This window comes from Mycobacterium montefiorense (genome assembly GCF_003112775.1).
GTDB lineage: Bacteria > Actinomycetota > Actinomycetes > Mycobacteriales > Mycobacteriaceae > Mycobacterium > Mycobacterium montefiorense.
This window is the reverse complement of the sequence record NZ_BFCH01000012.1, coordinates 16,202-27,984: the sequence shown is the minus strand read 5'-3', so window position 1 is coordinate 27,984 and position 11,783 is coordinate 16,202. Positions and strand designations below refer to the sequence as shown.

8 protein-coding genes are annotated in these 11,783 nt (G+C 64.3%); 3 read left to right on the top strand and 5 right to left on the bottom strand.

What is annotated here, in order from left to right:
* The first annotated feature begins 274 nt into the window (after positions 1 to 274).
* From DB708_RS09235 to DB708_RS09225, 3 genes are read left to right on the top strand one after another with little or no spacing between them, the layout of a single operon-like run.
* Positions 275 to 661 carry a globin gene (locus DB708_RS09235; protein ID WP_108921662.1) on the top strand — a complete coding sequence of 129 codons (387 nt, stop codon included), beginning with the start codon at positions 275 to 277 and terminating at the stop codon, positions 659 to 661.
* 39 nt (positions 662 to 700) lie between these two features.
* A complete protein-coding gene (locus DB708_RS09230; RefSeq protein ID WP_108921659.1) occupies positions 701 to 2,275 on the top strand; it encodes a glycoside hydrolase family 13 protein in 1,575 nt (524 codons plus the stop codon).
* Positions 2,276 to 2,329: 54 nt separating this feature from the next.
* Positions 2,330 to 3,367 carry an FAD-dependent oxidoreductase gene (locus DB708_RS09225; protein ID WP_108921658.1) on the top strand — a complete coding sequence of 346 codons (1,038 nt, stop codon included), beginning with the start codon at positions 2,330 to 2,332 and terminating at the stop codon, positions 3,365 to 3,367.
* Between the two features lie 8 nt (positions 3,368 to 3,375).
* Here DB708_RS09225 and DB708_RS09220 read toward each other — a convergent pair whose 3' ends face one another.
* The 5 genes from DB708_RS09220 to DB708_RS09200 form a co-directional block, all read right to left on the bottom strand.
* Positions 3,376 to 4,002, bottom strand: a complete 627-nt coding sequence (locus DB708_RS09220; protein WP_409347579.1) for a hypothetical protein — start codon at positions 4,000 to 4,002, stop codon at positions 3,376 to 3,378.
* Between the two features lie 32 nt (positions 4,003 to 4,034).
* A complete protein-coding gene (locus DB708_RS09215) occupies positions 4,035 to 4,448 on the bottom strand; it encodes an acyl-CoA thioesterase (protein ID WP_108921656.1) in 414 nt (137 codons plus the stop codon).
* Positions 4,445 to 9,274 (bottom strand): NAD-glutamate dehydrogenase, encoded by a 4,830-nt coding sequence (locus tag DB708_RS09210; RefSeq protein WP_108921655.1) that lies wholly within the window; start codon positions 9,272 to 9,274, stop codon positions 4,445 to 4,447. The genes DB708_RS09215 and DB708_RS09210 overlap by 4 nt, the downstream gene beginning before the upstream one ends.
* 103 nt (positions 9,275 to 9,377) lie before the next feature.
* Positions 9,378 to 11,054, bottom strand: a complete 1,677-nt coding sequence (gene ettA / locus DB708_RS09205) for an energy-dependent translational throttle protein EttA (protein WP_108921654.1) — start codon at positions 11,052 to 11,054, stop codon at positions 9,378 to 9,380.
* Between the two features lie 91 nt (positions 11,055 to 11,145).
* A complete protein-coding gene (locus tag DB708_RS09200; RefSeq protein ID WP_108921661.1) occupies positions 11,146 to 11,628 on the bottom strand; it encodes a single-stranded DNA-binding protein in 483 nt (160 codons plus the stop codon).
* Positions 11,629 to 11,783 lie beyond the last annotated feature (155 nt).

Here is an 11,783-nt window from a genome sequence, read left to right as displayed (position 1 = left end):
GTATCGGTGCCGGGGGCGGGGCGGTGGGAAACGCTATGCAGGGATGACACGGATGGGGGCCCGGTTAACCCTGCCGCGGCCCCAGAACTTCGGTGACTGCGGCGTCTCTTGCCCTGCGCCATAGATCCTCCGCCGATAGTCCACCATGATTCGGCGCCAATCGCACGCCTAATTGCAGGTGCACGCCGTGTCGAGCCGGTGAACAGCAAGGGGAGTCCGGCCCGTTTTACTTCGCCAGACGACCAATGCACCACAATGGGACGTGATGGATCAGGTGCAACAGTCCTTCTACGACGCTGTCGGCGGTGCCGAGACCTTCAAGACGATCGTGGGGCGCTTCTATGCGCAGGTCCCCGAAGACGAGATCCTGCGTGAGCTGTATCCCTTGGACGACCTAGAGGGTGCCGAAGAGCGGTTGCGCATGTTTCTCGAGCAGTACTGGGGCGGCCCACGAACCTACTCCGACCAGCGTGGTCATCCCCGGCTGCGGATGCGTCACGTGCCGTTCCGGATCACCCCCATCGAGCGCGACGCGTGGCTGCGGTGCATGCACACCGCGGTCGCGTCGGTCGACTCGCAGACTCTCGACGACGAACACCGTCGCGAGCTGCTCAACTATTTGGAAATGGCGGCAAACTCACTCGTCAATTCCCCTTTCTGATCTCTAGCCTTAAACGCCCAGCGAACTGAACGGAGCAGCATGAGCCCCGGAGCATGGTGGTCGAACGCGGCTTTTTACCAGGTGTATCCCCGATCGTTCGCCGACAGCAACGGCGACGGCGTCGGCGACATCGACGGGCTGGTAGCTCATCTGGATCACCTGGTAGCGCTGGGAATCGACGCGATTTGGCTCAGCCCGGTCACTGTCTCGCCGATGGCCGACCACGGCTACGACGTGGCCGATCCCCGCGACATCGATCCGCTGTTCGGCGGGATGCCCGCGATCGAACGGCTGATTGCGGCCGCGCACGAGCTGGACATCAAGATCACGATGGACGTGGTCCCCAACCACACCAGCTCGCAGCACCCGTGGTTCCAGGCGGCGCTGGCCGCCGGCCCGGGCACCGATGCGCGGGAGCGCTACTGGTTTCGCGACGGCAAGGGGCCCGACGGGGTACTGCCGCCGAACAATTGGACTTCGGTGTTCGGCGGCTCGGCGTGGACCCGGGTGGTGGAGCCTGACGGCAATCCCGGCCAGTACTACCTGCACCTTTTCGACACCGAACAACCGGACCTCAACTGGGAGAACCCCGAGGTTTTCGACGACTTCGCGACGTCGCTGCGCTTCTGGCTGGACCGCAGGGTGGACGGCTTCCGCATCGACGTGGCACATGGCATGGCCAAGCCGCCCGGCCTGCCCGACGCGAAGGAAGGCGTCAAGGTGTTGTCGCACAGCGACGACGACCCGCGCTTCAACAACCCGAGCGTGCACGAGATTCACCGCGGGATCCGAAAGATCGTCGACGACTATCCCGACGCGGTCACCATCGGCGAGGTGTGGGTGATGGACAACCTGTTGTGGGCCGAGTATCTACGGCCCGACGAACTGCATCTCGGCTTCAATTTCCGGCTGACCAAGATCGCCTTCGACGCGGGCGAAATCCACGACGCGATCGAGAATTCGCTGAAGGCCATCGCGATCTACGACGCCGTCCCGACCTGGACGCTGTCCAACCACGACGTGGACCGCGATGTCACCCGCTACGGCGGCGGCAAAATCGGGTTACGCCGTGCGCGTGCCATGGCCATGGCCATGGTGATGCTGGCCCTGCCGGGCACGGTATTCATCTACAACGGCGAGGAGCTGGGCCTGCCCGACGTGTTGGACCTGCCCGAGGAGGTGTTGCAGGACCCGACGTGGGAACGCTCGGGCCACACCGAACGGGGCCGCGACAAATGCCGGGTTCCGCTGCCGTGGTCGGGCGACGCTCCCCCGTTCGGGTTCTCCAGCTCTCCCGACACCTGGTTGCCGATGCCCGCGGATTGGGCACCGCTAACGGTGGAAAAGCAGGACGCCGATCCCAACTCGACGTTGTCATTTTTCCGCACAGCGCTCGAATTACGTAGGGACCGTGCAGAATTCGACGGCGTCGAGCTTCAGTGGCTGGCAGCAACACCCGAAACCCTGGTATTCCGGCGCAGCACCGGCGGTCTGGTGTGCGCGCTGAACACCGGAAAGCGCCCGATGGCACTACCCGCCGGCGAACTCATTTTCGCCAGTGCGCCGCTGGTCGACGGGCAGCTGCCGACCGACACGGTGGCCTGGTTGGTCTAGCCTCCCACCGACGACCGATTCGCGTCGCGGGCCGCACTGGCCTATATGTGTTACATGACATCGTATGCGTGGGCAGTCGTCGGAGCTGGCCCCGCCGGAATTGCCGCGGTGGGAAGGCTTTTAGATCAGGGCATCGAGGCAGGCAAAATCGCCTGGATTGATCCGGCTTTTGCGGCAGGCGATCTCGGCCAGAAGTGGCGGGCGGTGTCGAGCAACACCATCGCTGAAACCTTCCTGAGCTTCCTGAATGGCTCCTCGGCGTTCCGGTTCGCGCAGGCACCGGCATTGCCGCTGCACAAAGCCGACCCGAACGACACGTGCGCCCTTGACCTGGTCGCGGATCCGCTGGTGTGGATTACCCAGCACCTGCGTGAGCGGGTAGACGTCTTTCAAACGACGGCAACGTCGCTGCATATGGAAAACAGGCAATGGCGAATTCACGCCGGGCAACAAGAAGTCGTCTCCGACAATGTGATTCTCGCCGTTGGCGCGGTGCCCAAGAAGCTTGCTTACCCCGGCCTGGACGAGATCCCCGTAGAGGTCGCGCTGGACCCGGACCGGCTCGCCGAGCAGTCGCTCGACGGTGCGACAGTGGCCGTGTTCGGCTCGTCACACTCATCGATGATCGTATTGCCCAATCTGCTGAGCCATCCCGTCAAGCGGGTGATCAATTTCTATCAAAGCCCGCTGAAATACGCTGTGTATCTGGATGATTGGATTCTGTTCGACGATACGGGCCTCAAAGGGCGGGCGGCGACGTGGGCTCGGGAGAACATCGACGGCAAGTATCCGGATCGACTGGACCGGTGCTGGGTATCAAGCCCGGAATTCGACGACAAACTCGCGCTGTGCGATCGCGTGGTCTACACCGTCGGCTTCGAGCGCAGAAAGCTGCCCGAGACGCCGCAGTGGGGCCAGCTGGACTACAACCGAAGGAACGGAATTCTTGCGCCCGGGCTGTTCGGGCTGGGCGTCGCGTTTCCGGAATATGCCGAAGATCCATACGGATTCGGCCAATACCGGGTGGGACTCAAGAAGTTCATGGACTACCTGAATTCGGTGTTGCCGTTGTGGTTGCAGTACGGGGCCTGACGCAGCGCTTAGCGCAGCACCATTGCCGCCTCGCCGCGACGGCGATAGACCGAACCGAACCTGGCATCCAGCCGCAACCACGCGGGAAGTGTTCGAACCCGGATAATTTCGCTCGCGTCGATTGCATCCCTTGACTGCGGCAGGAAACCCATTGCGGTCAAGGCGAACACGCAACGCATCGGCAGCCCCACGCTGGTGTCGGCCGAACTGACCCGGATCACCTCCTGATCCAGCAGCGATGCCGGCGGACCATGCGAGCTGCTGTGCTCCTTGGCGAGCTGCGCCCCGCGCGAAGCGAGGTCCAGCATCACCTGGGCCGGCACGTCGTCGAGGTGGGTGAAGCCGGAATCGGGGGGCAACGCGCTGCGCCACGACGAGTCCATGGCGAAGCCCGGATCGACGTAACCCGTGTCGTCCATCGCAGACAGCCCGCGCGCCAACCCATCCGCAGCGACCGTCATGTCAACGGGGCGCACAGTGCCCACCACTACGCGGCTGGCCAGCACGTCGAAACCGGTTGCGCTCCAAGCCGTTAGCAACTCGGAGGTTCGGGTGCGCAGACGAATGACCGCGGCGTCGTCGAGGCGTGTCGCATGATCGACGAACGCAGCCAGATCCGTGCGGTGGGCCTCCATCGATTCGGGGCCCAGCCATAATCCGCGATCTGCTAACGCAGCCACCGTTGCAAATACCCCCGATGATCTGGCGAGAGTCGCACCAGCCGCTGCTCCTCGATATGAACCGCGGCCAACTGCGACTCGGCGATGACGGCAGGTTTGGACTCCGGATCGGCGTTGACCGAACGCACTTCGTAGCCCAGCGTGAAGTCGACCGCCCGCAGTCGCTTGGTCCAAATAGTCACCTGCAGAGGCGAATCCACTAACCGCAGCTGATCCTTGTAGGTCACGCGCACATCGGCGATCAGCAGCCCGATCTCCAAAATGTCGGTCTCGAACACCGGTTTGAGAAAAGGTACCCGCGCCTCTTCTAGAAGCGTGACCATGGTGGCGTGGTTGACGTGCTGGTACATGTCGATGTCCGACCAGCGCACCGGCACTGGTGCGACGTACCCGATACTCACCCCGAGGGCCCCCGTCCGCTGGTTTGGGTCATGCGGCGAATCTGACGCACGGCCACCGACAGCGTCGCGAGATCCTTTGCGCCGCTTTCATAAATTTCGGTGAGCGTGCGCTGCGCCCGTTCCACCCGAGAGGCGCTGATGTGTTCCCACTCGGCGATCTTCTCCTGCCCACTTTCGTCCGGCTCCCCCGCGGCCAGCACGTCCAGACATAGCGACCGCAGCGAGGCGTAGATGTCGTCACGAATTGCCAGGCGCGCCAACGAATGCCAACGGTCGTATCGCGGCAGCGCGGATATCGCGGTGAGCAGGCCGTCGGTGCCCAGCCGGTCCATCAGCGCGAAATACGTGTCGGCGACGTCTGCGGTGTCCGTCTCGGTGATGTCGGCGATGTCGATAACGTCGAGCAGGCTGAAGCGGTACAGGCCGGCGGCCACCTGATAAGCCAGGTCATCGGGCGCGCCCTCGGCGGCGAACGCCGCGGCTTCCTGTTCGACGATGGCCTTGTCGTCACCGCGCAGCCACTCCGACATCCGCGGCGTCAGCGCTTTGACCTCGGCGGCGAACCGGTTGATCTCGGCGCCCACGGCCAAGGGTTGCGGACGGTAGTTGAGCAGCCACCGTCCGGCACGGTCGATCAGCCGTCGGGTATCCAGGGTCATTCGGTCCGACAGTGCGACGGGGATGTCCGCCGCACGGATGCCCCGCCAGATGTGGTCAATGCCGAAGATGGCGTCGGTGGCGACCCAGGTGCGTACCGCGTCGATCGGCCCGACGCCAACGTCCTGGGCGATCCGGTAGGCGTAGCTGATGCCGGCGGTGTCCACCAAGTCGTTGATCAACATCGTCGTGACGATCTCGCGGCGCAGCTGGTGGGTGCGGATCTCCGGAGTAAACCGTTCCTGCAACGGCGTCGGGAAGTAACGGGGCAACCGGGACCTGAAGACGTCCTGCTCGGGCAGTTCCGTGGTCAGCATCTCCTCTTTGAGGAGCAGCTTGACGTGGGCCATCAGCGTGCAGAGTTCGGGCGAGGTGAGACCGATGCCGGCTTCGGTGCGCCGCAGGATCTCCTTCTCCGACGGCAGCGCTTCCAGTTCGCGATCGATACCGTGTTCTTCCAGGTACTTGATCTGCATCGAGTGCACCGGCAGCAGGCTGGCGGCGTTGGCGCGGCTGGTGCCGATCAGATCGTTTTGGTCCTCGTTGTCGGTGAGCACCAGTTGGGCGACCTCGTCGGTCATCGATTCCAGCAGCTGGCTGCGCTCGTCGGCGTTGACCTTGCCGGCGGTGACCAGCGAATCGATCAGGATCTTGATGTTGACCTCGTGGTCCGAGCAGTCCACGCCGGCGGAGTTGTCCATCGCGTCGGTATTGATCCGTCCGCCCGACAGGTCGAATTCGACGCGGCCCAGGGCCGTCACGCCAAGGTTACCGCCCTCGCCAATAACCTTGGCGCGCAACTGATTTCCGTCGACCCGCAGCGCATCGTTGGCGCGGTCGCCCACGTCGGCGTCGGATTCAGACTCGGCTTTGATGTAGGTGCCGATGCCGCCGTTGAACAGCAGGTCCACCGGCGCGAGCAGGATCGCCTTCATCAGGTTGGGCGGGGCCATCTCGCTGACCTCGTCGTCGATGCCGAGGGCCTGGCGAACCTGCGGGCTGACCGGGATGGACTTCTGCTCGCGGCTGTACACGCCGCCACCCTCGCTGATCAGCGACTTGTCGTAGTCCTCCCAGCAGGAGCGCGGCAGGTCGAACATCCGCTGGCGTTCCGGCCACGACGTCGAGGCGTCGGGGTTGGGGTCCAGGAAGATATGCCGGTGATCAAAGGCGGCGATCAAGCGGATGTGCTTGCTCAGCAGCATGCCGTTGCCGAACACGTCGCCGCTCATGTCGCCGACGCCGACGACCGTGAAGTCCTCGGTCTGGGTGTCGACGCCCATTTCGCGGAAGTGCCGTTTGACGGCTTCCCAGGCTCCCTTTGCGGTGATGCCCATGGCCTTGTGGTCGTAGCCGACCGACCCGCCGGACGCGAAGGCATCGCCCAGCCAGAAGCCGTAGGACTTGGCGACGTCGTTGGCGATGTCGGAGAAGGTGGCGGTGCCCTTGTCCGCGGCCACCACCAGGTAGGCGTCGTCGCCGTCGCGACGTATCACCTGGGGTGGCGGGCTGACGTTTCCGGTGGAGTGGTCGACGTTGTCGGTGACGTCGAGCAACCCGGAGATGAACAGCTGATAGCAGGCGACGCCTTCGGTGCGGGTCGCGTCGCGGTCGGCCGCGGCATCGCCGGTGGGCAGTGGCGGCCGCTTGAGGACGAACCCACCCTTGGCCCCGACCGGCACGATGACGGCGTTCTTCACCGCCTGCGCCTTGACCAGACCCAGGATCTCGGTGCGGAAATCGTCCCGCCGGTCCGACCAGCGCAGCCCGCCGCGAGCCACCGGGCCGAACCGCAAGTGCACGCCCTCGATGCGAGGTGAATACACGAAGATCTCGTACTTTGGGCGCGGCAGCGGAAGCTCGTCGACCAGCTGGGCGTCCAGCTTGATCGCCAGCACATTGCGCGCCCGGGCCGAACCCTCGCGTGTCACAAAGTAATTGGTGCGCAACGTGGCTTGCACCAGTGACGCGAAGGCACGCAAGATGCGGTCGGTGTCCAGGCTTACCAGGGCGTCGATGTCCGCGGCGACCGCGGCGGCGGCCGTTTGCGCATCATTGCCGGGCGACCCCGACGTCGCGGGATCGAAGAGTGCCTCAAATAGCGTGACGAGTGATCGCGAGGTCGAGGGGTGCTCATTGAGCACCGATTCGATATAGGACTGGCTGTAGGGGAAGTTGGCCTGCCGCAGGTATTTTGCGTAGGCACGCAACAGCACGACCTGCTGCCAGGTCAGCCCCGCGCGCATCACCAGCTCGTTGAAGCGATCGATTTCGACGCGGCCATGCCAAATCGCGGTGACCGCCTCGGCGAATCGTTCCGCCATCGCGTCGCGCTCGGCTTGCGTCTCGGCCAGGCGGATGGTCGGATGCGGTGAGATCCGGAATTGGTAGATCCATACCGGCAATTCGTCCGGCCGGGTGACCGTGAACGGGCGCTCCTCGAGCACCACGACACCCATGCTCTGCAGCATCGGCAGCAGCTGGCTCAGCGAGGCGCTGCGTCCGCCCAGGAACCAGTTCAGGTGAGCCAGGCCATCCCCGTGGTCGGAGAACACCAACTTGACCGAATCATCGGTCAGCTCTTTGATGATGGCGATCTGGTCGATGGCATCGTCGGGAGTGATGGCCGACTTGTAAGCCTCGGAGAACGCGCCGGCGTAGTGCTCGGCGTCGGCGTGGGTGACCGTGCCGGTGGGCGCGGCGGCGATGAGCCGGTCGGACCAGGTACGAGCGGCCTCGCTGACCAGCGCCTGGATTCGGATCCGGTTGTTCTCGGAAACGTCGACCGGCCCGGCATCTTCGGGCAGTCTCACCATGAAATGCATGAGTGCCCAAGGTGATTCACTGACCCGCGCGGTGAATTCCAATCGCGTCCCGCCGAATTCGCGAACCAGGATGTCCTCGATCTGCAGCCGCACCGCCGTGGTATAGCGGTCGCGGGGCACATACACCAGGCAGGACACGAAGTAGCGCAACCGGTCGGCGCGCACGAACAATAACGCTCGCCGTTGCGATCCAAGATCCACCACGGCTTTGGCCATCGTGAAAAGCCGTTCGCCGCTGAGGGTGAACAGCTCCGAGCGCGGGACGGTCTGGATCACGTCGAGGATCAGCTGGGCCGGGTGGGCGGGGTCGTTGTCGGCCATCGCCAGCGCTTCGCGGACCCGGCGCGAGATCGACGGGATCTCTAGAACGTCAGCGTTCATAGCGGAGACGGTGAACAGCCCGACGAAGCGGTGCTCGATCACGCCGCCGTCGACGTATTCGCGAACCCCGATGGCATAGGGATATGCCCCATAGCGCAGATAGCTGCCGACGGTGGCCTGAGCCAGCACCAGCAACTTGTCGTCGTCGGTCAGCCGCGGGCGCGAACCGGTGCGGCTGCGCATCACGCCGAGATCGCTTGACCCGTCGCCGGAGACCAGACCGTCGTGTACCTGGCAACGCTGGTAGCCCAGCAGCAGGAAATTCCCGTTGCCCAGCCAGCGCAGCAGCGCCGCGACATCCTCGCGGTCGGGCGCCGAGAAGTGGCCGCCGAGATTGGTTTCGACGTCTGCGGCCAGGTTGCTCAGTGCGGCGATGATCGCTGCTGCGTCGGCGGCAACCTGCTGGACGTCGCTGAGGACTTTGGGCAGCACAGTTTCGACCTCGGCGAGCGCCTTGGTGTCGACGGACGGCACAAACTGGATGTGGATCCAGGCCTCGCCGACGTATTGCGGCGTGCCGGGTGCTTTCGGCTCGATGCTGAGCAGGTCCCCCGATGGGTTGCGCTGCACGTCGAACACCGGTGTCATCAAAGCTGTGTAGGAGACGCCGAGCCGGTGCAGCAGCACCGTGATGGAATCCATCAGCATGCCGCCGTGGTCGGTGACGACTTGTAGCGCGGGCCCGAAGCCCGCCGGATCCTCGGGTGGGTAGACGGCGACGCAGTTTTCGCCGTGCGCGCGGTGCTGGCCGAGCCGGTAGTGCGCGCTCAGCAACGCCGGGCTGACGATGGCGGCGGGGATCGTCAGGTCGATGATGCCGGTTTCGAGGGTGCCGGGTTCCTTATCGTGCGGGCCGCGATAGGTCTCGATGTACGCCTTCGAGATCCACTCGGGGATGTCCGACATCTTGGTGAACGCGGTCCACGGCGTAGTCGCCTGCTTCGGTCCGGAACCGATCGTCATCCCGCTAGCTCCCAACTCAAGTCGGATAGCACTACGCGCAGTCGCCCCACTTCTCGGCGACCGAATCGGGCGCGTCCTCGCGGGGCAGCTGGCAAACCTGACACTAGTCCCGAGTCAGCTTGCGGTGGGTCACTCGGTGCGGCCTGGCGGCATCGACTCCAAGTCGTTCCACTTTGTTTTCCTCATATGCACCGAAGTTGCCTTCGAACCAGTACCACTTGGCCTCGTTGTCGTCGTCGCCCTCCCACGCCAGGATGTGCGTGCAGGTGCGGTCGAGGAACCAGCGGTCGTGCGAAATCACCACCGCGCAGCCGGGGAATTGTTCGAGCGCGTTCTCCAGCGAACTCAGGGTTTCGACGTCGAGGTCGTTGGTGGGCTCGTCGAGCAGGATCAGGTTGCCGCCCTGCTTGAGTGTCAGCGCGAGGTTCAGCCGGTTGCGCTCACCACCGGACAGCACACCGGCCGGCTTCTGTTGATCCGGGCCCTTGAACCCGAACGCCGACACGTAAGCCCGCGACGGCACCTCGGTCTGGCCGACCACGATGTGATCCAGCCCGTCGGAGACGACCTGCCACACGGTCTTCTTCGGGTCGATGCCCGCGCGACTCTGGTCGACGTAGCTCAGTTTGACGGTCTCGCCGACCTTGACGATGCCGCTGTCCGGCTCCTCGAGCCCCACGATGGTCTTGAACAGCGTGGTCTTGCCGACGCCGTTGGGACCGATGACGCCGACGATGCCGTTGCGGGGCAGGGTGAAGGACAGGTCCTTGATCAGGGTGCGCCCTTCGAAGCCCTTGTCCAGGTGTTCGACCTCGACCACCACGTTGCCCAGCCGCGGCCCGACCGGGATCTGGATTTCCTCGAAATCGAGCTTCCTGGTTTTCTCCGCCTCGGTGGCCATCTCTTCGTAGCGCTGCAGGCGGGCCTTGCTCTTGGCTTGGCGCGCCTTGGCCCCGGACCGCACCCAGGCCAGTTCCTCTTGCAGCCGCTTCTGCAGCTTGGCGTCCTTGCGGCCCTGAACTGCGATCCGCTCTGCCTTTTTCTCGAGGTAGGTCGAGTAGTTGCCTTCGTAGGGATAGGCGCGGCCCCGGTCGAGTTCCAGGATCCATTCGGCGACGTTGTCCAGGAAATAGCGGTCATGGGTGACGGCCAGGATCGCACCTGCGTAGCTGGCGAGATGCTGTTCGAGCCACTGCACGCTTTCGGCGTCCAGGTGGTTGGTCGGCTCGTCGAGCAGTAGCAGGTCGGGTTTGGATAGCAGCAGCTTGCACAGCGCTACCCGCCGGCGCTCACCACCGGACAGGTTGGTCACCGGCTCGTCGGGCGGCGGGCAGCGCAGCGCGTCCATTGCCTGCTCCAGCTGCGAGTCGAGGTCCCACGCGTCGGCATGGTCCAGGTCCTCTTGCAGCCGGCCCATCTCCTCCATCAATTCGTCGGAGTAGTCGGTGGCCATCAACTCGGCAACCTCGTTGAAGCGGTCGAGCTTGACCTTGATCTCGCCCAAGCCCTCCTCCACGTTGCCGCGAACGGTCTTCTCTTCGTTGAGCGCCGGCTCCTGTTGCAGGATGCCGACAGTGGCGTCGTTGGCCAGGAACGCCTCGCCGTTGTTCGGCTTGTCCAGATCGGCCATGATCCGCAAGACGCTCGACTTACCGGCACCGTTAGGGCCGACGACACCGATCTTGGCGCCCGGGAAGAAGCTCAATGTGACGTCGTCCAGGATCACTTTGTCGCCGTGCGCCTTGCGGACCTTTTTCATCGTGTAGATGAACTCAGCCATGCCGCGGTTTTGCCTTTCTGGTCTTCGAGATTGATCTCGCGGACCATCCTAGGCATCACCCAACAGGTGGAACCGGACGCCCGACCATCAGCTAAGCCGACAGGGATAGCGGGGTGGGCTCCTCGGCGCCGTCGCTGGATTCCGCCGAGTCACCGTCGACGGCCGGCTCGTCCCCGGTGCCCTCGACAGCAGCCGGGGGTTGGGCGTCGGGACCGGCATAGCCGGGCTTCTCGATGCGCACGATCGTGCGCGACAGATCCGGGCCGACCGAGGTCGCCCGCATCTCCAGCGACGAACGGCGATTGCCGTCGCGGTCCTCGTATTCGCTGGTGTAGACGTGGCCCACCGCGATCACGGGTGCACCCTTGCCCAGCGCGGCACCGACGCCGGTGACCAGCTTTCCCCAGCAGTTAACGGTGATGAACAGCGAGTTTCCCGGCTCCCAACTGCCGTCACCGGTGCGGCGACGTGAATTGCTGGCCACCCGGAACTTGATGAGTTCCTGATTTCCGACCTTGCGGCGCTGCAGGTCGTTGACGATGTGACCGACGACGGTCAGCGAGGTTTCGAACATGGGCTCAATTTCCTTTCGCACTTTTCTCAGGTAGCGGTCTTGCTTGGTGCTCATTGAGCGCCGAGGCACCGACGAGTCGCAGGCAATCCGGTCCGTTCTCGGCGGTATCGCGGCGAGCTTGTGCGCAAAGACGCGACTGGGGATAAGCCGCGGGA